21 protein-coding genes and 1 pseudogene are annotated in these 25283 nt (G+C 45.6%); 7 read left to right on the forward strand and 15 right to left on the reverse strand.

Features of this window, described 5'->3' with window-relative positions:
- Nucleotides 1-168 precede the first annotated feature (168 nt).
- Both panC and secA read left to right on the forward strand, forming a co-directional pair.
- Nucleotides 169-1029 (forward strand): pantoate--beta-alanine ligase, encoded by an 861-nt coding sequence (gene panC, locus P8O70_02725; GenBank protein ID MDG2195799.1) that lies wholly within the window; start codon nt 169-171, stop codon nt 1027-1029.
- A 78-nt stretch (nt 1030-1107) separates the two neighbouring features.
- Nucleotides 1108-3858, forward strand: a complete 2751-nt coding sequence (gene secA / locus P8O70_02730; GenBank protein MDG2195800.1) for a preprotein translocase subunit SecA — start codon at nt 1108-1110, stop codon at nt 3856-3858.
- Here secA and P8O70_02735 read toward each other — a convergent pair.
- The gene (locus P8O70_02735) at nt 3855-4169 is read right to left on the reverse strand and encodes a BolA/IbaG family iron-sulfur metabolism protein (protein MDG2195801.1); all 315 of its coding nucleotides are present in this window, start codon (nt 4167-4169) and stop codon (nt 3855-3857) included. The genes secA and P8O70_02735 overlap by 4 nt on opposite strands.
- A gap of 86 nt (nt 4170-4255) precedes the next feature.
- Here P8O70_02735 and aroC point away from each other — a divergent pair, with 86 nt between their 5' ends.
- The 3 genes from aroC to P8O70_02750 all read left to right on the forward strand — a co-directional run bounded on the left by aroC (nt 4256) and on the right by P8O70_02750 (nt 6617).
- Nucleotides 4256-5350 (forward strand): chorismate synthase, encoded by a 1095-nt coding sequence (gene aroC / locus P8O70_02740; protein ID MDG2195802.1) that lies wholly within the window; start codon nt 4256-4258, stop codon nt 5348-5350.
- Nucleotides 5351-5465: 115 nt separating this feature from the next.
- Nucleotides 5466-5654 carry a hypothetical protein gene (locus P8O70_02745; protein MDG2195803.1) on the forward strand — a complete coding sequence of 63 codons (189 nt, stop codon included), beginning with the start codon at nt 5466-5468 and terminating at the stop codon, nt 5652-5654.
- A 6-nt stretch (nt 5655-5660) separates the two neighbouring features.
- Complete coding sequence (locus P8O70_02750) at nt 5661-6617, forward strand: DHH family phosphoesterase (GenBank protein ID MDG2195804.1); 957 nt, start codon at nt 5661-5663, stop codon at nt 6615-6617.
- Here P8O70_02750 and P8O70_02755 read toward each other — a convergent pair.
- Nucleotides 6594-7967, reverse strand: coding sequence for an ATP-dependent 6-phosphofructokinase (locus tag P8O70_02755; GenBank protein ID MDG2195805.1), 1374 nt, complete (start codon nt 7965-7967; stop codon nt 6594-6596). The genes P8O70_02750 and P8O70_02755 overlap by 24 nt on opposite strands.
- Nucleotides 7968-8152: 185 nt before the next feature.
- Here P8O70_02755 and glgC point away from each other — a divergent pair, with 185 nt between their 5' ends.
- Together glgC and P8O70_02765 are read left to right on the forward strand one after the other, a co-directional pair.
- Nucleotides 8153-9382: a glucose-1-phosphate adenylyltransferase gene (gene glgC / locus P8O70_02760; GenBank protein ID MDG2195806.1), complete on the forward strand. Its 1230-nt coding sequence runs from the start codon at nt 8153-8155 to the stop codon at nt 9380-9382.
- 2 nt (nt 9383-9384) lie between these two features.
- Complete coding sequence (locus tag P8O70_02765; GenBank protein MDG2195807.1) at nt 9385-10842, forward strand: glycogen synthase; 1458 nt, start codon at nt 9385-9387, stop codon at nt 10840-10842.
- Here P8O70_02765 and P8O70_02770 read toward each other — a convergent pair.
- The 13 genes and pseudogenes from P8O70_02770 to P8O70_02830 all read right to left on the reverse strand — a co-directional run bounded on the left by P8O70_02770 (nt 10839) and on the right by P8O70_02830 (nt 25279).
- Nucleotides 10839-11036, reverse strand: coding sequence for a hypothetical protein (locus P8O70_02770; GenBank protein ID MDG2195808.1), 198 nt, complete (start codon nt 11034-11036; stop codon nt 10839-10841). The two genes, P8O70_02765 and P8O70_02770, sit on opposite strands and share 4 nt — an antisense overlap.
- Before the next feature lie 35 nt (nt 11037-11071).
- On the reverse strand, nt 11072-11926 hold the full coding sequence (locus P8O70_02775; GenBank protein ID MDG2195809.1) for a fructosamine kinase family protein: 855 nt from the start codon (nt 11924-11926) through the stop codon (nt 11072-11074).
- Complete coding sequence (locus P8O70_02780) at nt 11923-12402, reverse strand: low molecular weight phosphotyrosine protein phosphatase (protein MDG2195810.1); 480 nt, start codon at nt 12400-12402, stop codon at nt 11923-11925. Before P8O70_02780 ends, P8O70_02775 begins: the two co-directional genes overlap by 4 nt.
- Nucleotides 12399-13346 (reverse strand): FHA domain-containing protein, encoded by a 948-nt coding sequence (locus P8O70_02785; GenBank protein ID MDG2195811.1) that lies wholly within the window; start codon nt 13344-13346, stop codon nt 12399-12401. Before P8O70_02785 ends, P8O70_02780 begins: the two co-directional genes overlap by 4 nt.
- 2 nt (nt 13347-13348) lie before the next feature.
- Complete coding sequence (locus P8O70_02790) at nt 13349-14215, reverse strand: FHA domain-containing protein (protein ID MDG2195812.1); 867 nt, start codon at nt 14213-14215, stop codon at nt 13349-13351.
- Nucleotides 14216-14328: 113 nt separating this feature from the next.
- Complete coding sequence (ftsZ, locus tag P8O70_02795; GenBank protein MDG2195813.1) at nt 14329-16275, reverse strand: cell division protein FtsZ; 1947 nt, start codon at nt 16273-16275, stop codon at nt 14329-14331.
- 52 nt (nt 16276-16327) lie between these two features.
- Complete coding sequence (gene ftsA / locus P8O70_02800; protein MDG2195814.1) at nt 16328-17566, reverse strand: cell division protein FtsA; 1239 nt, start codon at nt 17564-17566, stop codon at nt 16328-16330.
- Between the two features lie 197 nt (nt 17567-17763).
- Nucleotides 17764-18093, reverse strand: a complete 330-nt coding sequence (locus P8O70_02805; protein MDG2195815.1) for a hypothetical protein — start codon at nt 18091-18093, stop codon at nt 17764-17766.
- Nucleotides 18090-19472: a Trk system potassium transporter TrkA gene (trkA, locus tag P8O70_02810; GenBank protein ID MDG2195816.1), complete on the reverse strand. Its 1383-nt coding sequence runs from the start codon at nt 19470-19472 to the stop codon at nt 18090-18092. The genes P8O70_02805 and trkA overlap by 4 nt, the downstream gene beginning before the upstream one ends.
- A 4-nt stretch (nt 19473-19476) precedes the next feature.
- Nucleotides 19477-20715, reverse strand: coding sequence for a ribose-phosphate pyrophosphokinase (locus P8O70_02815; GenBank protein MDG2195817.1), 1239 nt, complete (start codon nt 20713-20715; stop codon nt 19477-19479).
- A 73-nt stretch (nt 20716-20788) separates the two neighbouring features.
- Nucleotides 20789-22285 carry a Do family serine endopeptidase gene (locus P8O70_02820; protein MDG2195818.1) on the reverse strand — a complete coding sequence of 499 codons (1497 nt, stop codon included), beginning with the start codon at nt 22283-22285 and terminating at the stop codon, nt 20789-20791.
- Between the two features lie 74 nt (nt 22286-22359).
- Nucleotides 22360-23799, reverse strand: a complete 1440-nt coding sequence (proS, locus tag P8O70_02825) for a proline--tRNA ligase (GenBank protein MDG2195819.1) — start codon at nt 23797-23799, stop codon at nt 22360-22362.
- A 94-nt stretch (nt 23800-23893) separates the two neighbouring features.
- Nucleotides 23894-25279 (reverse strand): annotated as a pseudogene (locus P8O70_02830) (DASS family sodium-coupled anion symporter).
- Nucleotides 25280-25283 lie beyond the last annotated feature (4 nt).

Genomic DNA, 25283 nt, shown 5'->3' on the forward strand with positions numbered 1-25283 from the left:
AATTGGTCACAAAATATTCATCAACTGCAACGATCATTTACTACGAATACCCAGATATTTCAAACCACAAAAGGGGTACGGCTTGCTGTTACCTAACAATCTGCTAGTTCCATTATTGGATTACTTACTAAAGGCTGACACTACCCGATTCCAATTTGCTTTGGATTAATGACTTCATCAACTCCACTTGTACCAATCAAAACGTCCAAACATCTTCGTTTACTGAGGCAAGATTGGAGGAATCCCGTTGGCCTAGTTCCCACAATGGGAGCTCTCCATGAAGGTCATCTTCAATTGATTCGGCATGCTGCCCACTGTGCGGAGGAAGTCGTCGTTTCTATCTTTGTCAATCCCACACAGTTTTCTGCCAATGAAGACCTCGAAAGTTATCCTAGGAGCTTGGCCAGTGATATTGATATGGCCCAATTAGCTGGAGCAACCCAGATCTTTGCACCCACCGTAACGGATCTATATCCCAATGGTTTTTCCACTTATGTCGTTCCCAGCGGACCACTAGTTGAAAGATGGGAAGGTAGGAGTCGTCCACATTTTTTTCGTGGAGTCTGCACTGTCGTCTGTAAGTTATTCCAACTCATTCAACCAACATTCGCAATTTTTGGTCAGAAGGATTTTCAGCAACTTCAAGTAGTCCGTCAAATGGTGAGTGACCTTGACTTCCAAATTGAAATTCAAGCATTGCCAACTGTGCGGGAGGAGGATGGATTGGCAATGAGTTCACGCAACACCTATCTTGATCTAGAAGAGCGAAAAGTAGCCCCGATCCTCTACCAAACATTGCAGCAGACCGCAGCAATCATTCAAAACAAACCAAAGCAAAATCTAGAGGTACTTTCTCAAACCCTTACAAGCCAACTGAATGCAGTCCCTCAAATCAAGATCGATTACCTCAGCTTCGTTGATGCAGAATCACTTCAACCCGTTTCACAATTTAACGGAAATGTCTGCTTGATGGTTGCAGCGTTTGTAGGTAATACTCGTCTAATCGACAATCTGCTTATTCAAACCTAGTGAACCCGCCTCAGGCCCACACCAAATCTGGTGAAAGCCCTGATTTCTTGTCTTGGCGTTTCGCACATTTAGGAAGCCATGAAACTGATCCAAAAGATCTTCGGTAGTGAAAATGATCGCACCCTCAAACGCTACCGCCATCTGGTGGTCCGCATCAATGAACTGGAACCACAGATGGAACAGTTGCAAGATGCTGATTTCCCAAATAAGACCGAGGAATATCAAAAAAGACACAAAGATGGAGAAGCACTTGACGACTTGCTCCCAGAAGCCTTTGCCTTGGTCCGTGAAGCAGCCAGGCGAGTCATCGGAGAAAGACACTACGATGTTCAGTTGATTGGGGGAATTGCCTTACACGAAGGTAATATTTCTGAGATGCAGACTGGAGAAGGAAAAACCCTCGCATCAACCTGCCCTGTTTACTTGAACGCTTTGACCGGACTTGGGGTGCACGTGATCACGCCGAATGACTACCTTGCACGTCGTGATTCCAACTGGATGGGACAAATTTATCGATTCCTTGGAATGAACACAGGCCTGATCCAGCATGGATATAGTGACCAAAGTCGCCGTGACAACTATGGCTGTGACATTACCTACGGAACAAATAACGAATTCGGCTTTGACTACCTACGTGACAACATGAAGTTCGCGCTGACAGATTACGTTCAGCGAGGTTTTAATTTTGGAGTTGTCGATGAGGTTGACAGTATTCTGATTGATGAAGCCCGTACCCCTCTGATCATCAGTGGACCAACAGAAGACAATGTTGAGAAATACTACGTCATCAACAAACTGGTCCATAGACTGAGCCGCGAAATCCGTCGTGAAGAAGTACCAAAACTACCAACCCATGAACAACACGACATCGATCCCAATTGGCAGGAGAAGGAGGATAATGAGACTGTCCGCGAGGGTGATTATGGATTAGATGAGCGTTCCCGGGGAATCAACCTCACTGAAAGAGGTTCTGAATTGATGGAGGAGCGTGTGGAGCACTTGCTTCAGCCCAACACCAGCCTCTTCGATTATGAGAATATGGAGGTGCTGCACCATATCAACCAGGCACTGAAAGCACATTACGTTTTCCGACGAGACGTCGATTACGTGGTTCAAAAGGGACAGGTTGTGATCGTGGATGAATTCACTGGTCGCCTGATGCCAGGGCGTCGCTTCAGTGATGGTTTGCACCAAGCCTTGGAAGCCAAGGAAGGAGTTCGGATTGAGCGTGAAAATCAGACTCTTGCAACCATCACCTTCCAAAATTACTTCCGTCTTTACGACAAACTCTCAGGAATGACAGGAACAGCAGAGACAGAAAAAGACGAGTTCAAGAAAATTTACAACTTGGGTGTTGTGGTTATTCCAACAAACCGAGTCGTGACGAGAAAAGATCTACCTGATGTGATCTTCAAAACGGTAGATGCGAAATATCGTGCAGTGGTCAGTACCATCAAGGAACTCCACGAAAAAGGACAACCCGTATTGGTGGGTACCGTATCCATTGAAGTCTCAGAAGCAATCAGCAAACTGCTAAGCCAAGCCAAGATTCCACATGAAGTTTTGAACGCCAAAAATCATGAACGTGAAGCAGAAATCATTGCCAAGGCAGGCCAAGTTAAGTCTGTCACCATTGCAACGAATATGGCGGGGCGGGGGACAGATATTAAACCCTCCTTGGAAGCTCTTGAAGAAGGTGGGCTCTTCGTTTTGGGGACTGGGCGTCACGACAGTCGAAGGATTGACAACCAATTACGGGGCCGATCTGGACGCCAAGGTGACGCAGGTTCCTCTCAATTCATGCTTTCCCTTGAAGACAATCTGCTCAGGGTATTCGGAGGTGAACGAATCTCCAAAATGATGGATCGGCTTCAAATTGATGAGGATGAGCAGATTGAGCATGTCTTCATTACCAAGGCCATTGGCAATGCCCAGAAAAAAGTGGAAGGATATCACTTTGACATCCGAAAACATGTTCTGCAGTTCGACGATGTGATGGAAAAGCAAAGATCCATCATTTACTCGCGCAGAAGGGAAATCCTGGGAGATTCAGTACAGGAATTGATGCTGGAAATGTCTAGTGATGTCGTGGATGAGTTATTTGATCAACACTGTAGTGAAAAGTACGTAGATCAGTGGGATGCATCAGGATTTAATCAGGCGTTCACCAATATTTTTGGCAAACTACCCAAGGAAAATTGGCACGAACAAGAGCTTGATGCTGAGGAATTCAGAGAACAGTTCCATCAGCAAGTGGAGGATCTTTACCGGGAAAAACTGACGTACTTCCACAACGAACTAGGGCAAAACCTTGCTGCTGAACAAGCCGCTGCTGGGGTTAACGAAGAAGACAAAGATCAGTCTGCTCGGTTTGATGCGATGGTGGTTGACCTTGAACGTCAGATTCTTCTCAAGATCAATGATGGACTCTGGAAAGATCACTTGCTTTCAATGGACCACCTCCGAGAGGGCATCAGCCTAGTTGGTTACGCTCAAAAGAAGCCTTTGGATGAATATAAGCGTCAGGCTTTCGACATGTTCTCAGACCTGATGGCTCGAATCAGCCGAGAAGCAGTCAGCCTCTTCTACAAAATTCAGGTTGGTCCAAGTCCAGTGCGGCCAATTCAGGAAACTATGCCCGAGCAAAAGATGACAATGGTGCATGGGGAAAGTCCTGATACAAAGCCAGAGGAATTGAAACCAACTCCTATTCAGAAAGTGCACATTGGCCGGAACGATCCCTGTCCCTGTGGCAGCGGGAAAAAATACAAGCAGTGTCATGGAAAAACCCAGGCTGCTGAAGCCGCTGAAGAAGAGGACAATAACTAGTGCCCGCTGCCTCCTCGGCAGTTAGGAGTTAGATGAATCTGTTCGCCTAACTCTGACCACTGGGTTGGAGTATGGCAACGGAGAGAGAGGGCATGAACCTCGCCTTGCAATTCTTCCTGCAACACACGGTAGACTTGTTGATGCCTTTTGACAGAATTAATTCCTTCAAAAGCAGCAGAGACGATTGTCACCTTAAAATGGGATTCTGATCCTGAGGGAACATTGTGTTGATGGCTCTCATTCTCCACTTGAAGAAAATCAGGTTCCAATTGATCTTGAAGTTTGTTTTCGATGCTTTGTTGGATTCGCATAGCTCTCTTGAATTGTGAAGTCGAAGGATTACCAATCCATCAGAATATGATTTCCAATAATGCAATAATACCTAAAAGGGATAAAAATGGGCGATAGTTTTGGTCACACCTTTCGAATAACAACTTGGGGTGAGTCGCATGGTGGAGGCGTGGGGGTTGTGATTGATGGCTGCCCAGCAGGGTTGCATATTGATCTGGAAGACATTCAAGGTGAACTGGATCGGAGAAAACCAGGGCAGAGTAAGATTACTACACAGCGTAAGGAATCCGATACTGCTAAAATCCTATCCGGCATCTTCGAAGGAAAAACTACTGGAACTGCCATCTCCATCATGGTGGATAACCAAGACGCCCGCCCGGAAGCTTATAAACATCTGAAAGAGATTTATCGTCCAAGCCATGCTGATTTTACCTACGATCAAAAGTATGGTTTCCGGAATTGGCAAGGTGGTGGTCGAGCCAGTGCACGTGAAACAATAGGTCGGGTTGCAGCCGGTGCTATCGCCCGGAAGCTTCTGCATCAACTGGGAGGTATCGAGACCTTGGCATGGGTTGAACAAATCCATGACATCCGAACCCTTATGGATCCTACGAGTGTGACCTTGGAACAAGTCGAAGCCAGTATGGTCCGCTGCCCAGATCAAGAAATCACTGAGCAAATGATCGCTTGTATCGATAAAGCTCGGATGTCAGGTGATAGCGTCGGTGGCCTGATCCGAGCCCAAGTCAGAAATACTCCTCCTGGTCTAGGTGAGCCTGTTTTTGACAAACTGACTGCAGATCTAGCGAAAGCATTGATGTCACTACCTGCGACCCGTGGTGTAGAATTTGGCCTTGGCTTCGACTCTGTCTTGATGCGTGGATCAGAACATAATGATCGTTTTCACACAGAAGATGGGCGTATTCAAACTGATACGAACCGATCTGGTGGTATTCAGGGAGGCATTAGTAATGGAGAAGTCATCGAACTAAGGGTAGCCTTTAAACCCACAGCAACGATCAATTTTGCCCAAGAGACTGTTACTCGTGAAGGCGAGAGTACCGAATTGCGAGCAAAAGGCCGGCATGATCCCTGTGTCTTGCCCAGAGCTGTCCCTATGGTTGAAGCAATGATCAATCTTGTTCTGCTGGACCATTGGTTGCGTAATCGCAATAAAAAACTCGCAGACTTAGAAGGATAAAACCTCCAAAATGCCGGTTCAAAACTCTTGGCTTTTCTTTTGCAGATTTTAACTAAACTGAGTGTGCTAAGACAAACTCACTCGATTTGCAAATAGGATTTGCCAGCAAGGTCTCATGAATCAGCAAAAAAAGTTTCAGGACACCCACCACTCTTCAGATTCTCTCAGCCAACGGATGATAATCCGTCGTTATCAACCAGCATCACGGCAGGGCTGGAATCCCTACCAACCGGCGATGTTTGTTGCAATGGGCGTAGTTTGTTTTGCTTGCTCGCTAGCGATACAGATACTCATCCTAAGCTAGCAATTAATGCCTTATGATATCTTCAACGGGGATGCTGACGGGCTCTGCGCCCTGCAGCAGTTGAGGCTTCATCGACCTTTAGAGGACTCTCACTTAGTCACTGGTCCCAAACGGGAGACCGCTCTTCTTCGCAAGATTCCTTTAGTTGATCCCACGGAAATTACTGTCTTAGATATTTCACTGCGTGCCAATCGTAGTGATGCAGAACGTCTCCTCCAAGACGGCCATCGACTGACCTACATTGACCATCACAACTCCGGTCCCATTCCTGAGCACAAGAATTTTATTAGCCATATTGATACAGATCCTGCTGTCTGCACAAGTGTCATAGTGGATCAAATGCTCGAGGGCAAATACAGAGATTGGGCGATTACAGCAGCCTTCGGAGATAACCTGATAGACACTGCAAAAACACTAGCACAGAAGACTAATCTAAATTCATCCCAAGTTGGAAAACTTCAGGAGTTGGGAGAACTCCTGAACTACAACGGCTATGGTCGGAAAGTCGAGGATCTCTGGTTTTCTCCTGAAGAACTGTTTCGGAAAATGCAAGGACACCAGAGTCCACTGGATTTCTACGGGCAGGCTCCAGAATTCTTGACTCTAAGAGAAGGGTATGCAGAGGACTTACGACACGCTGAAGAAACACAAACCATTTTTGAAAACTCAAATCTACACATCTATCAGTTGCCTGATGCAGCTTGGAGTCATCGAATCGTGGGTGCATTCAGTAATTTGTTGGCAAGAAATCAACCTGAACAAGCCCAGGTTGTGATGGTGGAAAAACCGGAAAAGACTCAGCTAGTCAGCGTTCGTTCTCCAAAAAAACACCCTTTTGGAGCTGATGAGATTTGTCTTCTGTTTGAAGGTGGTGGCAGACCAGCCGCTGCTGGAATCAATGACCTGCCATTGGCAAAATTTGAGGATTTTAAGCAGGCTTTAATCCAGCGATTTTGCGTCTGATTCTTCAGAGAACTCGTGACACATCCGATTTGGCTGTCCAGTCGAAAACAGCACCTGTCTCCAGAAATCTCCATTAGGATCAATCCGTTTTTTCTGCTGCACCACAGCTTCCAGCGGAACATGGGTGAAATGACTGTTCCAGTAACCAATCATAACGTCTGTACGACCAGCCATCCCTGCGTGTACAGCATGATCTGCAAGGTGATAACAGAAAATTGCATCATGTGGATTGGCAGGTAAAGATCGAATTAAATAGCTTGGTTCGATCAGTCGAACGCTAACAGGGGCCTTCCCTTCAAAATGCTTCTGAATACTCTCTTTTAGGAATAAGCCAATATCACTATAACGAATATTGCCTGAGGGATCTCTCTTTTCTACTCTGTTCGACATCAAGTATTGACCAGCACCCTCTGCAACGACGATCACCGAATGCGGATGCTGTCCTTTCTTCTGTTTCTCATCAAAACTATTTTTCATGGCCGCCATCATTCCTTCCGGGCCATGCAGGTCAAAGCGAACTTCTGGGATCAGCACAAAATTCACATCAGGACAGGCCAAAGAGGTATTTGCTGCAATAAACCCAGAATCACGACCCATCAACTTGATCACAACGACTCCATGGTCAGCCCCATAAGCTTCGACATGTGCTGATTGCACGGCTTCTACTGCCTTAGAAAAAGCAGTTTCAAATCCAAAGGTTTTTGAGCAGTAAGAAATGTCATTGTCGATCGTCTTTGGCACGCCAATTACAGCAATCTTGAGATCTCTAGCTTTGACTTCCTGGGCAATGGCATGCGCTCCTCTGAGAGTTCCGTCCCCACCAATACAAAACAGGATTTTAATTGTGTGCCGATCCAGGCAGTCTACAATCTCTCCGATATCTTGAGGCCCTCTTGAGCTTGAGAGTATACTGCCTCCTTGGTGATGGATGTTCACAACTGAGTCTGGCATCAATTCCATAATATCATGTCGATATTTTGGAATAAATCCCTGAAAACCATAGCGGAATCCGTAGATTTTACGCACACTATAGTTGTGATACATCTGCATTACCAGAGCTCTGATCACATTATTGATTCCAGGGCATAGCCCTCCACAAGTAACAATGCCCGCCCTGACCTTGGATGCATCAAAAAAAGTCATCGCTCTTGGACCAGCAGCTTCAAAGCTTACGGGAGACTCTCCTCCAAATAATTCATGTTGATTAAGATTATTAAAAGTAGCTTGATATAGAACCCTCTGGGAATCCTCAACAAATCGAAAGTTGTCCTCCTGGGAGCTTGTACTAAGTGGTAAAGGTGATTGGATGCGACAATTACCCAGACTAGGGACAACAAACTGCTCATTCATTTCTTTCCTTTTGGTGATCCTGTAAAAGTTTTGGCCATTCATGCCTATCAGTTTATGAACGATTACGCAAAATTATTAGAAATTTCAGATCCTCCAAGACTACGCTTGTTTGTTTAACTTACTTTTCATAATTATCAGGCTTGCTAAACAGTCCTTAAAAAACTGACTTTTTCTGAGATTACACCATGAGTACCAATGTCCTGTCCATGATACTAGCTGGCGGAGAGGGAACTCGATTACATCCTTTGACAGCTGTGCGCGCAAAGCCCTCCGTACCTTTTGGTGGAAACTATAGAATCATTGATTTTGTACTGAGCAACTTCATCAATTCTGGACTGATGCAGGTTTTTGTATTAACGCAGTTCAAATCTCACTCGCTGATGGAACACCTGCGGCAAGGCTGGAGGATTTCGGGTATTCCGAATGTCTTTATTGATCCGATTCCCGCCCAGATGCAAACTGGTATGAAGTGGTATGAAGGAACAGCCGATGCGATTTACCAGAACCTGAATCTGATTTATGACAGTGATCCTGATCTGGTCTGTGTCTTTGGAGGAGATCACATCTATAAGATGGAAATCAGCCAAATGTTACACTTCCACACCAAGCGTCATGCTGAATTAACAGTGGCAGCTATTCCCGTGCCGCTTCACGAAGCAAAACATTTTGGGATCATTGAGGTTGATGATAAATGGCGGATGACAGGCTTTGTGGAAAAGCCTATCATCCCTCCAAAGCCGATGCCAAATGATCCTCACCATGTACTTGCCTCGATGGGCAATTACGTGTTTGAACGAAATGCCTTGGTTAATGAACTCATCTTGGATGCTCAGTTCGCTGACTCCGATCATGATTTTGGAAAAAATATCATCCCAAGAATGTTCCCACGGGGCCAAGTCTTTGTGTATGACTTTTCTCAAAATAGAGTTCCTGGTGCTGTCGAAGAAGAGGTTGGCTACTGGCGTGACGTAGGAACCTTGGACGCTTATTGGGAATCAAACATGGATCTGGTCGGTATCAAACCAGAATTCGACCTCTACAACCAGAAGTGGCCAGTTCGAAGCCACACTCCTCCTTTGCCTCCCGCAAAATTTGTGCACTTCAGCGATCTGCGTATGGGCCATGCGATCAATGCAATTATTTCTGCTGGATCCATCATCAGTGGCGCCTTAGTGATAAATAGTGTTTTGGGATATAACGTCCGAATTCATAGCTACTCCCACATTAGTGAATCTGTCATCATGAATGACGTTGATATTGCCAGAAATTGTCGAATTAAGCGGGCTATCATCGACAAGCAGGTCAAGATTGGCCCAGATACTGTGCTTGGCTATGATTTAGAAGCTGATCACCAGCGCTACCATGTGACTGACTCTGGGATTGTGGTAATTCCGAAAGGTTCTACAATCAACTAAGTATGAAAATTCTCTTCTTGTCCTCTGAAGCTACCGGACTCATCAAGACTGGCGGCTTGGCTGATGTTGCTCGAGCTCTCCCCCTGGCACTTCGTCAGAAAGGCCATGACGTAAGACTTGTTCTTCCCAATTATCTCTCCATAGCAAGAACCAAAAACTACTCAACTGCAGTCTCCTCACTGGGAGTTCCAATGGGAGACACAGAACTTTTCTGCGCAGTTCAACAGACAGAGCTAGAGCGATTACCTGTTTATCTCATTGAATACAATGATTTTTTCTTACGTAGTCATCCCTACGAAGATGTAGCTGGCAATCCCCATCCAGATAACGGAGAACGCTTTGGTTTCTTTTGCAAAGCTGCGCTTCAACTCTGTCTAGCTGAAAGCTTCATTCCAGACATCATTCATGTTAACGACTGGCAAGGAGCGTTAACCTGCCTCTATCTGCACAAGTATCGTACAACCTATCCTGAATTTGCTAAGACACGCTCTCTGCTGACCATTCACAATGGCGGCTATCAGGGACATTGCTCTGCTTATGCAAGATCATTTCTGGAGATTGGAGATGATTGGTTTCATTCAGCAGGATTTGAAGATCATGGACAAATCAATTTTTTGAAAGGCGGGTTGAGGGCTGCAGATCAATTGAATGCAGTGAGTGTTGGTTATGCTGAAGAACTAAAAACTCCACTAGGAGGACATGGTCTACATGAGTCTTACGAGGCACGCAAAGATATTTTCAGTGGAATTTTAAATGGCTGTGAATACGAGGTATGGAATCCTGCAAACGATCCCTATCTAACTTCCAACTATGATCTAGGGAATTTATCAGGAAAATTTGAATGTAAATCGGCATTGCAAGCTGAGATGGGACTACCAGTAGCTCCCGAAGTTCCTTTGATTGGTATTGTTAGCAGGTTGACAGGACAAAAGGGATTTGATTTCTCTTTACCAGCGATTGCTAAAGTCCTGAGTGAGAAAGTTCAGTTTGCAATTCTAGGTAGTGGAGAGCGCTGGATTTTTGAGGAAATCGATAGATTGAGTGAGATGAATCCAGAAAAATTGCAGTTTTATGATGGTTATAATGAGGCCTTAGCTCATCGCATTGAAGCCGGAAGTGACTTTTTCCTGATGCCGTCGCTCTATGAACCTTGTGGACTCAATCAGATGTATAGTCTTCGCTATGGCACGCTTCCGATCGTTAGATCCGTGGGTGGCCTCCGAGATACGGTTTGGGAGAAAGACACATTGGGTGAAGATGGAACTGGGTTCGTATTTACAGAGCCCAATGCGGATGATACTCTTGCGGCGATAAAGAGAGGGATTGATTGTTTTACCAATGACCCTGCTTCATTCCAAAACAGAATGAACTTGGGAATGCGTCAAAGATTTTCCTGGGAAAACACAGCTACCCAATATGAATACATCTATACTAAAGCTCTGAAAAATCCTATCAATTAATCCAACTCCCCACGAAACAAGTGATCCACCTCATTGTTCCATGACTCCGTTTCATGTGAATTTGGTGGATTTGGACTATCCGGCATCACCAAACCTTCTCGATTTTGAGATTCTAGCAAACGGCGAATAGCTTTCAGTTCTGAATTGTTTTCCTGTACAGCTTGTAAAAGTGCTTTTAGGAGTTCTACTTCCATTGAGTGTACTCAGTTACTGTGACTTCAAAGAATCATTAACGGGTGATCTCTCTAAGGCAGGATTCGACTGACTGCGTATAACTGTTACCGAAGAGATTGAAGTGATTCAGTAGGTGATAAAGTTGATAGACTTTTTGTCTTCGGGCAAAGCCTTCGCACTTTGGCCGTATTTCGTGATAGGCTTGATAGAATGAGGTGGGAAATCCTCCGAAAAGATAAGTCAACGACAAATCTGCTTCTGCATCACCATAATAGACAGCTGGGTCAATAACAACTGGCTCACCATTGTTGCATACCAAAACATTGCCGCTCCACAGATCTCCGTGAAGCAAAGAAGCCAACAGTGATGAGCCCTCCAACGGTGCTGGCCAAAGGATCTCCAACTGCTGCCAATGTAGTTTTATTGTGTTTGGGATGCCACGCAGTAATGCCATTTCCCATTGGGGTAACAGCCTTCTTTGCCAGAAAAACTCTTTCCAACTTCCTGTGCAGTGACTTTTCTGTGGACTCCGGCCAATGAAATTATCTTTATGGAATCCAGGAATTTTCTGGGAATAAGCATGTAAATTAGCCAACTGCCAACCCAACTTGGACCAAAAATCTGTAGGGGGATTAATGGCTGTGGGTATAAATTCTAGAATGAGAAAATCTTCCGTCAGCCTGATGACTTCAGGAACACGGATCTCACCTGATTTTGCTAGCTCATGGAGCCCCCCTGCCTCTGCTGCAAGCATTCCTGGCAATAAGCCCTTTGACAACTTAACGAATACAGTTTTCTCCGCTGTTCTGACTTGCCATGCATCACTAATACATCCACCCGTTACCAGCAATAAGCTCTGAATTGGTCGGCTCAGAACCGCTTGTAGACTTTCACGGAAGCCAACATTCATTGAGCTTTTAATCTCTCCATCAATCCCACACAAGCATCTTCCAAAATATCAATCACTAGTTCAAAGCCTGCATCTCCACTATAGTAAGGATCTGGGACTTTATTCGCCTTCATCATTTTGCAGAAATCAGTGATCCTTCGGATTTTAGACGCATATTCTCGAGAAGAGTCCAAATCCATTACATCCTGGTAGTTGCGATCATCCATAACCAGAATCCAGTCATAGTAAGGAAAGTCACTCGCTGGATGAATTTTGCGGGAACGGCTAGGTAAATCATATCCTCGTATCTGAGCATGCTTAAGCATTCTCCAATCAACTGGCTCTCCAACGTGATATTCGTGCGTCCCGGCGGAATCACATTCAATCAAATTTTCTAGCCCATTTTTCCTGATCAGGTGGAGCATAATTCCCTCAGCTGTTGGGGAACGACAAATATTGCCCATGCACACAAAAAGCAACCGCGACTGCTTCTTCATCGTTTCTTTCCACTTTGGAAAATGAACACATAACGTCCCACAGCGATTTCATCTCCATCATGAAGTTCTTTTTGCTCAACACGTCTTGAATTAAGATAAGTCCCTTCTGTACTTAGGTTTTGGAGCTTGTAAACTGTCCCCGACCGAAAGATACGTGCATGTCTGAGGTGAACACTAGAATCCTCAAGTACCATGTCACAAGTCTCAGATCTACCTAGTATCATGATGTTTCGTACTAATGGAAAATCCTGACGGTTACCGAGAAAGCGCAAAGAAGCCGTTGAAGATGGTAAGGGGCCTTTCGGAGATAACGATCGTCTTGGATAGAGTAAGGGGTTCCCTTCTTCAGCAGAGGGAAGCACGAAGGCGGGTAATCGATTTCTGAAAAGCAGAGTTAACTCACCGATATCTAGCACGTCCTCGTTTTGCAGCAAAACTTTGTTCATGCGCCGACGATTCACCAGCAAGGCGTTCTTACTATTCCGGTCTTCCAAGTAAAATGAATTCTGTTTTGGAGTCAATGCGACCTTCTCTAAATTCGCAGACAATCTGAGCTTATTTTTTGTTTCAATATCGTTCAGATAATCCAAGGTGTAGTTCTTTAGCTCCAAGGGCAGAAATCGATTATTCTCTCCGGGAGTAATGATTTCAAAACCAAGCTCCACTTCGGTTTTGCGTACAGGTTGGCTGCGCGATCGCCAAAACCAGAAAAGGCAACCAACTAAGGTCAACATTAAACCGATCAGGATTCCAAATTGTAAGGGATCTATTGGTTCAAGCGGGGGCGCAATTTTGTGGAGATCAACAGAAGATGAGGTGGGTTCGTGCAGAACAAATTGTAAACTTGGGGATTGCGTGTCCGCATTGGCATGCATTGGCGCCAGCCCCATCACTAGCAACACTCCTATGAGAAGTCGTTGCCAGTTACGAATTGAATCAGGCATTGCTATTTGTTGAACTGCAGCAGCGCCGTTCCGATTTTGATAAGGTCTCCTGATTGGAGTTCTTGCTGCACAACAGGCCTGTAATTCAACAGTACTTCTTGGGAATCACCGTAGTTCGTTAACAAAATTTGACCCCGATCTCGCTCGATACAAGCTTGTTCTCCACGTACTTCTCGAAAGGGATGTAGGATCAGATTGTTTTGAAGGCTATACCCTAGTGAACTATAAAACGGATGGAGCCAGTAAACATGTCCTTCACGCTCCCCGGTTAGTAGATGTAATCGGGAACGATTAGACAGTGCTTCTGGCAGTCCCAATAACAGGGAAATACCAAAACCTATTGACAACAGCGGAATCCAACTAGCAAATCCTTGAATCAGAAAAACCGACTGCAATGTTGATAAAATATAGAGAGCTCCACCGCCACCGATAGCCGCTAAGAGCCCAAGTTGTAGGCGGACCTTCCAAGCATTACATCCTCTCGAAGTTAGAATTCCGATGCCACCTCCCAATAAAACCGCATAGAGCAGTGTTCCAAATTGGTACTGTGGAAATCTTTCAGAAAATGTCACAGAGAGTAGAGTCACACCTAAGCCTAGTAACAATCCATCAAATAAACCTTTTACTCCTTGTTTTACCAAGGATTCAATTTCACATCCTTGAAAGTAGATCTCACGGATTTGGAGTGCCATCCCCAAGCCAGCTCCAAGTAATGCTCCTTCCAAAATGTGATGTAATAATGGAAGTATCGTCTCCGGCAAACTAAGAAGGCTCTCAGCGACAATTGAAACAAATTGCGCCACTAGCCAAGCTAACAGGCTACCAAGCAGCCCAAGACTCAATACACTTGGCAGATATAAATGTCTCATTGCAGGATTGAAACGCTGAGGAAAATTGACTTTCAGGGATGCACTGAGGGGAGGAGCATCACCTTGTTCAAAAAAAACTGCAAAAGATTTCTTCGGTTGTCAATTTCTTAGGATCAGTTACTTGGCGGTGAGAGTTTTTTACGAATGAAAGTCGGAATGTCTAAATTTTTGTGAAAGTCCCTGCGGTTCTGAAACCCCCGAATGGTCGGTTGCGCAGTTAGAGTTGGATTAGCAGTCGAGATCGTAGTCTTCCCCGTCACATCAACATTATTTACAATGCTTTCAGTAGTTCTGGACATCTCTTTGAGTTCTTGAGATCGCCGCTTATGAGCATCCGTCAACTTCTTAGCTGCAGACGAGTTAAAAATTTCCTTTGGGGTTGTCTCAGTTTCTACTACTTCTGGTCGCCTTATCCTTGCACCTGAAGCAGTTGCCACTGCAATTACTGGTTCCACAGTTTCTACGATAACAGAGTCTTCATTTCTATCCGGTGGAGCATTTGTTTTTTGGATTGTTGGAATTGCTTCAACCTGGCCTACTGCTTCGTCTGGTTCCTCTAGCGGAACCCTTTCCTCTAGAAAGTGATTTGTTGGTGCGGCAACATATATCACAGGTTCAACCTCTTCATCACCAACTTCACTTCCGCCTAGAGAATAAAAAGGAGGTTCTTTCGATTCATCATCTGCAACCTCTGGGATTCCTTCCTCTACTGCATCTAGACTTAGAGTAGGAATCGGTTCTGGTTGAATTTCATTCTTTTCAATTAGATGCTCAGCCTGGTCGGTTTCGGCTACGAAGCTGATTCTAGGCTCTTCCTCTGGTGCAAATGATGATTCCTCTTCTTCAATCACTTCTGGTTCTAGGGTGAAAACGATCGCTGGGGTATTTGATTCATTTACTTCCTCTACCTCTACTTCTTCCTCTTCTTCAGTCACTAAAGCGATCGTGGGTTCTGAAGGCTCAAATCCAACCATCCTCTCCGGCTCAATTTCTACCTCTTTTATATCCGGTATTTGCTCCTCGGCAATTGGCGACTCTGGAACCTCTTTGATAATTTCTTCAGCAGAACTTTTCGTTGAAACAGATGGTTGATTATCAAATCCTGTTGCAATCACCGTAATCAAAATCTCATCACCCAAGCTTGGATTAATGGAAGCACCCCAAATGATCACAGCATCTTCATGACCTTGTTCTTCAATAAATGATGACGCCTCATGAACTTCATGTAGTGTCATGGTTTCGCTGCCGACAACATTCATCAGAATGCCTCGAGCCCCTCTAATATTGCAATCACTTAGAAGTGGACTTTGTATGGCTCGTTCTGCTGCTCTTCTAGCACGCTTGTCACCGGAGGCTCGGCCTGTCCCCATCACCGCCTTGCCCTTGTTTTCCATGACTGTACGGACATCAGCAAAGTCCAGATTGACAATGCCGTCTAACGTGATCAGATCTGAAATTCCTTGAATACCTTGCCGAAGGACATCATCAGCAAAACTGAACGCTTCCATCAAGGAGGTACGTTGATCAATTATTCCCAACAGATTATTATTGGGAATGATAATCAGCGTATCGACGTGCTTTTGCAGTTCTTCAATGCCTTCTTCTGCTAAACGACGACGTTTACTCGCTTCAAAATTGAATGGGAGTGTAACGACACCAACTGTCAGTGCGCGTGATTCCCGGGCTATCCTTGAGATGACTGGGGCTCCACCAGTTCCAGTCCCCCCCCCCATCCCAGCAGTGATGAAGACCATATCCGCTCCATCAATACTCTCACGGATCTGGGCTTCGCTTTCCATCGCAGCTGCACGACCCACCTCCGGCTTCGCACCCGCACCAAGTCCCCTTGTACTGGAACGCCCAAGTTGCAGTTTGAAAGTCGCCTTGGACTTATTAAGATCCTGCAAATCTGTATTAGCAGCGATGAATTCGATACCGCTTACCCCTGCATCAACCATTCGATTTATAGCATTTCCACCCCCACCACCAATTCCAATTACCTTGATGTTTGGAGTGTCGCTTTGCACCGGTTGGATGTTAGCAAATCCTAAATCAAGCACCGTATGCTCCTTCTGATCTTTTCAATCACCCTAGATAGGTGAGGTAATTTGTTTAGAAAAATTCATGCAACCATTCCTTCATTCTTCGGGCGACTTTGTGGAACATATTTGTGTCGTCACCACTGAAGTTCAGTTTTCCTTGATTACTATTGATTCCATAGCGCACCAGGCCGACACTGGTAGCATATTTTGGAGAGTAGATTAGTTCCTGTAGACCTGCAACATTCTCTGGGAATCCCACCCTTACTGGAAGATTTAGGACTTGTGAAGCTAGGCCATCTGCCCCGGGCATGATGCAGGTTCCACCTGTTATCACGACGCCAGATGCCATCACACTGCGATATTCTGATTTCTCAATCTCTTGGGCGATGAATTCGAAGATCTCACGGAAACGGGCTTCAATGATTTCAGCCAAGACCTGCTTTTGAACGCTACGGTTGTTTCGTCCCCCAACACTCGGGACATGGATTGTTTCTTCACTCCCTACAAGATCAACCATGGCAACTCCATGCTCATGTTTGATCTCTTCTGCTTCAGCTAGAGGTGTACTTAAGCCTATTGCAATGTCATGGGTGAGATGGTTTCCTCCTAAGGCTAGCACGGCTGTATGGACGATACTGCCTTCCGAATAGATTGTGATATCGGTTGTGCCACCCCCTATGTCTACCAAAACGACCCCAACTTCCTGCTCATCTGGACTCAGGACAGCCTGACTGGAAGCCAAGGGCTCTAGCACAATATCATCAACTTCCAAACCAGCCTGATTACAGCATTTTACGATATTTTGAGCTGAAGTAACAGATCCCGTGACAATATGGACTTTTACTTCAAGTAGGGCTGCTGCCATTTCAAGGGGATTTTGAACCCCATCTTGTTCGTCAACAATGAACTCTTGCGGCAAAATATGGAGAACTTCGCGATCGTTTGGAATCAAGACTTGTGCCGCATCAATCACTCTTCGAATATCTTCTTCAGAGACAGTACGATTGTGTACCGTAACCATTCCCCGGCTATTTTGTCCCTTGATGTGATGCCCAGCAATTCCAGCATAGACAGAATTGATCTGCTGACCGCACATCAATTCGCACTCTTCGATAGCTTTCTTGATCGAATTGACAGTCTTTTCAATGTTAACGACGACGCCCTTGCGCAAACCTTCTGATTTGGCAGTTCCTACACCGACAACATGTAATTGTTCTTTACTATTGGCATCGACAGCAATTGCGCAAATCTTGGTAGTGCCGATATCTAAACCAACAACCAGATTAGTGCTTTTGCTCTTAGATGGCATCCATGCTCCTCTCCGGGGGGACCGGTAGTGTAGATAAGGTGACAAGCTGTGTAAACAGCCACTACTCACTCAGTCTTCTTCCATGAAGCTCAAAGTGTACCGTAGAATAGTGCAAAAACCGTGAAAAGTTCTAAAACCTTTCATTTGAGAAGCCAAAATGATGTGAAGCCCACTCAAAATTTGAGTTCATTACAAAATTATCGAGCAAAGGCACAGGTAGTCCCATTTAAGTTACTGGTTTTTCCTTTCGAGCAAGGGACTTGCCTGTCATCAAAGGCTCCACAGAAATACCCTCCAGGTGCCAGATCTGTCTGCACTTCTGGCAAGACGCTACTTCCCGCAGCCTGCAATGGAATTACCGCATGCTGATCATTGACCATGAACCGACGAGTGCCCCGTTGCATCACATGCAAACAGACGTGTTCTAGCTCATTTGAGTAGTCGGAAGGATAGACATAGTACGAATCTGATGCACATGCAGCTAAGCTTGAAGCTACCAACACGAGGACGACCACCAGTTGTTTCATTGAAACAGTCTACGGACATCGTTCAAATTCAGCGATGGACATACCGCAATCACCCGATCTCCTGGTTGAATGTGGGTATCACCAACGGCCACCTGCCACTCACCACCTGATTCAACACCTCCAACTAGGATTTTATGATCCTGCATGTAATTCGCTAATTTTCGGAGAGGTTTTTTAGTAATCAAGGAACCGGATGGGGCGAGCAACTCTACAACTTCAGCATCCACTCCATGCAAGTGTGCCACTGACAACAATTCACTCCGGCGTATGAATTTTAAGATTTCATTAGCCGCAGAAATTTTGGTATTCAGTGCGATGTCCAAACCAATTGTAGAGGCTAGCACGAGGTAATCCTCCTTATTGACTAGCGCAATTGTTTTCCCCACACTTCCGTTTGGATCCCGATTCTGCTTATTCATAAGGTGCTTGGATAGAAGACAACTGATGATGTTGGTCTCATTCTCTCCGGTTGTCGCAATGAAAGTGTCCATTTCATCAAGATTGGCGGTGATCAATGTATTGGCGTCTGTACCATCCCCGTGAATCACCTGAGTATTCCTCAGCAGCCCTGCCAATTCTTCTGCTGTATGAATATCTTTTTCAACCAGCACCACACTCATTGAACCTTCTAGCAGTTGGGCCACACGACGACCGATCCGGCCACCACCTAGAATCATCACTCTTTGAAGAGTCCGCTGCTGCACTCCCATCTCACGCATGATGCGGGGGATGTCTTGTTCAAGAGCAAACAAGAAGACCTGGTCAAAAGGTCTCACGACCTCATTGGCTCCAGGAATCATCGTAGTGATGCCCCTAGCGATTGCAACCAAGCGAAATGAGAAAGGATAAACAGCAGCTAGTTCTCTGGGAGTTTTCCAAACGATGGGAGTTTGCTCGGTCACACGTAGACCAAGCACTTTCATTCGTCCCTCGCAGACATCAATCATGTCATTTCCAGCAGCCCTCAATACTAATCGCTCGATTTCCTTCGCGACCAGTTCCTCTGGGTGAACCATCAGATCAATCTTGAGTTCTTCTGCCGGCAGTAGGCTTCCTTTTTCAAAATCCAGCGAACGTACCCGAGCAATCTTCCTTCTGATTCCGTACTTATCCGCAATCAGCCCAGCCATCATGTTTGTGGCGTCATCATTTGTGACAGCTAGCATCAAATCCATTTGCTTCGCCCGAGCATGCTCCCAAAGTTGCAATTGCATGGAGTTGCCCGAGACAATCCGAACATCCAGTTGTTCACTGGCTTGACGGAGCAGATGGGGATCTGTTTCAATCACTGTGACAGCATGTCCTTCGTTACTCAATCTTTTGGTCAGATGCATGCCAACCCCACCTAGCCCAAGAATTAGGACGTTTTCATTTTCCATGATGTCAGATCATCATCTCATATTGACCAAGTTGAGAGCGGTCGGAAATCGGATTCTTGGAAGAAATGTCTACTGCATAGAATCCATCCGCATGCCCAACACTAGAAGCATCATAGATTTCATCTGGGTTTTCTCCATACTCCAGGCAATGTTGAACAGCATGCCCAATCCAGGGTTCCAATTTCAGTACAACAGTCTTTTTGCGCAGTCGACCTTGATCGTCCCGGTTGAGAACATTTGGAATAGTGTTGGTTGTGATGAATTGTGTCAGGTAGGGAGAATTGAGATTCTCTCGTGCCTCTGGACAGATGTAGGTGTGGGTGCTGTAGAAGAATATTTTCTCTGGGGCACATGATGGATTTTCGGCCAACATTTTCACACTGGCTGCAATGGTGCCTCCAGTACGGACCATATCATCTAGAATGAAGACATCCCGATTTTTGAGAAGGCTCACATCATTAGAAGCATCAATCTCCACATCTCGTTGACCATGGCGTGTCTTCTTCATCGTGACAAGTAAAGAGTTTCGCAATCCAGAAAATTCCTGAACCTTCCTCACAAAATCAACAGCTCCATCATCTGGGGCAACAAAGCCAACATGCTCACCGTAATTCCACAGCCGAACCAATCCGGATCTCAACACATAATTTGCAACAATATGAGCGATATCCAAATTAATATAACGTGGTTTCCCGGTTGATTGCTCACCTGCAAAAACATTTTGATAAATCTCTTTCACTACCTCTGGCTTGTGATTGTGAACAGTCATCACTAAATCAACTCCAGCAGCCTTTAGCATCCGTGCGTAGAGTTCTGCAGAACAAGGTTGCCCAACAAATTTCACCTTGGAAGTAAAATCTAAAGCTTGTGGATGGTTACGAGTTCTTGGTCCTCGGTCTTGGGCTGAATAGAAAAGATCTGGTTCGACCAAGGCAACGAACTCAGCCCCATTTTCTTTGGCAGCTGAAGCGAGTAGACAATTGCGCATCGCCAACTCATTGCGAGTGTAGTGTGCGGAACTGGTGGAGAGGATATATACAGACTTGCCTTGAAGCCCAAAGCCAAGATTCTCCTCAGTAGGATCATCCAGCAGGAAACGAGGACAAAACTCGCTGTTGACGAAGGTTTTTAGGCCAACAATATCAGAGATATCGATTTTTTGAGAGCGGGCGTGGGCGACACCGATTGCAAATGAGGCGTCACTCACATTTGAGACAAGCAGATAATTGCTGTGATGATCCATCAAAGTTCTTGCTCGCAGAAGTACCTGCCTGATCCCTCACAGATCAAGGCAGGCTAAAAGTTGAAGAACGTGGTCAGTCCCCCTGCAAAAAGATATATTGAGAACCTTGTTGAGTTCTCACCAGCAGCAAGATTCCATCTTGCAGGGAACGTTCACTGCCCACACGCCGAAAATCAGCTAGATTGTCTATATTCTGGCGGTCCATTTCCACCACAAGCATTCCAGCCCTCAGCCCTGCTTCAGAGGCCGAAGAATCTGGTTCTACTTCAGTAATTACAACACCGCCTTGTAGCTGTGTATAGCCCAGGCGTTCTGCCATCTCTGGAGTCAATTCTTGAACTGAGAAACCAAGTTGTGGAGTTGGTGTAGGTGGTTCCTGAGGAATTGCCATTCTTGATGGCTGCTTGGGACGCTCATCCAAAGTCACCATCATTCGCATTGGGGTACCATCGCGAACCAATTCTAATTCAACAGTTGCATCTGCTCGGGCGTCAGCGATCTCGTTTCTGAGGGCATTGCTGTTCTCAACAACTTCACCGTTGAGTTTCAGAACCACGTCTCCCTTTTGAAGACCTGCTTTTTCGGCGGGTGTCCCGGGCATAACCCCCGTGATCAGTGTCCCTTTGTTATCCTTCAGTCGGAAGGCCTTGGCTAGCTCAGGGGTAACATCTTGAATCCCAACACCCAACCATCCCCTGGAAACTCGACCCTCATCAATCAGGTCATTCATAATTCGGCGAGCCATGTTAATCGGAACCGCAAAGCCAATACCTTGATAGCCTCCGCTTCTGGTGAAGATCGCTGTATTCACTCCGACAATTTTGCCCTCCAAGTTAATCAAGGGACCACCACTATTTCCGGGATTGATCGCAGCATCTGTTTGAATGAAATCTTCGTATTCAGTAATTCCTATTCCGGTGCGGCCCTTGGCACTGACAATTCCAAAAGTCACCGTCTGTGTGAGACCAAATGGATTTCCTACAGCTATGACGGACTCTCCTACCAAAATTTCTTTTGAGTCTCCCATCACCAGTGTGGGCATTCCTTCCTCATCAACTTTAATAACTGAGATGTCAGACTCGGGATCAGTACCAATTAACTTGGCCTCAAGTTCCCTGCCATCAAACAATTGAACAGTGATCTTGTCCGCTTCTCCAACAACATGGTGATTGGTGAGAATAAAGCCATCCGAACGGACAATTGAACCAGATCCCATTCCTTCCTGACGGAATCGGTCATTGCCTCGACCTCTTGGGGGTCGCATACCTGGAAAGAAACGCTCAAAAAATTCATCATTGTAAAGATCACGAGGATTATTCGGAGTATTTCTGCCAGTGTTTGCAATCTCCTTCTCAACCTTGATGTGCACAACAGCTTGCTTAACATTCTGTACAAGAGCAGCTCGGGTCTTCGAAGCCCGAATCAAAGCTTGCAGGTCATCTTTTGACTGAGCATGCACAAACCCTACTGTAACAGCAGCTGTAACAGCAATGATGAGTAAGAGTAAGAAAGTCTTAGGAAGCGAAATGGGGGAGGATGGAAACAGTTTCGGATGGGAGTAGCTAATCATTAACGACCTCAAATTGGATGCAGATAGAATGATTTTCATGACACCCAAATATTGTAACTGCTTCTCTTCGGTTGTCAGTAGGCAATTGCAAAAATTACTTCTTGCTTGGAGGGTTCCCCAGTCAACATGCACTTACCAGCTCCAGGCTGATCGTTCATAGGGATGCATCGAATCGTTGCCTTGGTCTCATTTTTGATCTGATCCTCGACTTCTCTCGAACCATTCCAGTGAGCCCTGATAAACCCACCTTCCTGCTCGAGAATCTCTTTGAATTCTCCATAACTCTTGGCTGTTCGGGTATTTGCCTCACGGAAATCAAGAGCTCGCTGATAAAGATCCTGCTGGATCTGCTGCAACAGCATCATCACGTGATCTGCAATCTCATCTAAGGGTATCAACTTTTTATCACGCACATCTCTTCGTGCAACCATTGCAGACTGCTGCTTGACATCTCTTGGACCAATTTCCACTCTCACTGGCACTCCTTGCTGAATCCAATGGAAGAACTTATCTCCAGGTCGAAGATTGTCTCGATCATCAATTTGAATTCTCAAGTGATCCAAATGTTCTGCTAAACGTTGCTTGATCTTCTCAGCAAATTCAAGCGTCTGGCTCCGTTCCTGATCGTTTGAAAAGATGGGTACTAGAGCAACTGGCACCGGGGCAATACGTGGTGGTAGGATAAGTCCATCATCATCAGAGTGGGTCATGATCAGTCCCCCAATCATACGTGCGGAACTCCCCCAACTAGTAGTCCAAGCCAGTGATTGCTGGTTGTTTCGATCCAAGAACTGAATTTCGAAAGCCTTGGCAAAATTTTGCCCCAGATTATGGGACGTCGCACTCTGAAGAGCTTTACCATCCTGCATCATCGCTTCCACAGTGTAAGTAGATAGAGCACCAGGAAACTTCTCTGCCTCTGATTTCTTGCCAGGAATTACAGGAATCGCCAGATCGTCCTCCTGAAAGCTTCGATACACCTCCAGCATCTTGAGTGTCTCTTCCTGAGCTTCCTCGTAAGTTTCATGGGCGGTGTGTCCCTCTTGCCAAAGGAATTCAGAAGTCCTCAGAAAAAGTCGGGTTCGCTTTTCCCAACGCATCACATTAGCCCACTGGTTGATCAAAACCGGCAAATCTCGGTAGCTATTGATCCACTGCGCATACATGTGCCCGATCACTGTTTCAGAAGTCGGACGAATGACCAATGGTTCTTCCAACTCTTTACCTCCACCAATCGTCACCACCACACACTCTGGGCTGAATCCCTCAACATGCTCAGCTTCTCGATTCAGGAACTCTTGAGGAATCAACAGCGGGAAATATGCATTTACATGTCCCGTTTCTTTGAACATTCTGTCCAGCCGAGCCTGCATTGCTTCCCAGATCGCAAATCCGCTCGGGCGAATTACCATGCATCCCTTGACAGGAGCGTAATCAGCCAGCTGACCTGCTTTGATAACATCTAGATACCACTGGGAGTAGTTTTCACTTCGTGGGGTAATATTCTTGGCCATGAGATGATTTCTCTATCACTTTATTTACAAATCTTTTTTGAAAACCTTAAGTACCGCATCTACAGAAGACTAACAAGCACAACTAGGAAAAATGTTAGAAGAATCCAATTTGCCAAAGCAGCATTGCCAATAGATAGGAGGCCACCAAACCAATCCCACTGATCAACGCACCAATTTGCAGAATTTGTCGATTTTCGAGTAGTCCTGTTGCATAAGCCATCGCATTAGGAGTTGTGCTTACTGGTAACGCCATCGCGGGTGAACAAGAAAAAGTGACCAGAAGAACTAGCAACTTTGAACCGCCAATTTCGCCAAGGATGCTCACTGTTTCCCCAAGAGTTGCCATGATCGGCAGTAGTAAATTTGCTGTTGCAGTATTGGAGATAAAAGTCGACATCAATAGTCCCATCACTGTTGCCATCACTACGATCATCAGTGGAGGCAATTCAGCGAAAGGAATATTGGTGACGAGAGTTTGGCTGAGTCCTGTTGACTCCAGACCAAGCCCCAGTGCGATTCCTCCAGAAATCAGCCATAAGACATCCCAACTCAAATTTTTGAGGTCTTGCTCCCCGATTACTCCGCTGACCAGAAAAACAGCTACGGGAATCATCGCGACCACGTAAGAGTTCATCCCATGCAAGGAACCTGTAAGCCAGAGCAGGATGGTCAGAGCAAAACAAATGTATACGACTCGCGTGCGAAGTTCGGCGAAACTCACTCTCAATTACTAACTTAATCCGATCTTGTTTAGATGGTAGTAGGGCCACTAACAGGGTCCAAGCAATTGTAAGTAAGCAGATTGAAAAGGGCACCCCAAAAGCCATCCATTCACCAAAACTTATCGCTTGCTCACCTACCAGATACTTCATGGCAACCGCATTAGGTGGCGAACCGATAGGTGTTCCAATTCCTCCAATGTTTGCGGCTAAGGGTATGCACAGAACTAGCACTGTCTACCCAAGTCATCATTTGGGAACAGTCGGAGAACAGGAGTTACGATCGTGATCATCAAAGCTGTGGTCGCCGTGTTGCTCATGAACATCGAAAAAACCGCTGTAATGATCATTATTCCAAGCATGACAAATTTTGGAGATTCACCAAAAGGCCTGAGGAATACCAGAGCGAGATTTACGCCCAGATGATACTTTGTCGCAGCCATCGCCAAAAAGAAGCCTCCCAAAAAAAGCATGATGATGGGAGAGGCAAATGTTGTGAGTATATCTTAGTAGGGAAGTAACTTTCCCATCTCCTCAATTCTACTTGGGTCCCTAAAACAGATCGGCCCTTTGTTGCAAATCAACAATAATTCTAGTCCGATCAATAAAACAGAAGTCGCAAAGATTGGGATAGGCTCAAGTACCCAGCAGAGAACTGCCAGGATGAAGATAGCTGGCATTCTTACTTGTACCACGTCAATTCCTTAAAGCATTTCCATGGGTAACCAGAGTACCAAGAGAGGCACTGCCACAAAGATCAGCGCT

The organism is SAR324 cluster bacterium (assembly GCA_029245725.1).
Lineage (GTDB): Bacteria > SAR324 > SAR324 > SAR324 > NAC60-12 > JCVI-SCAAA005.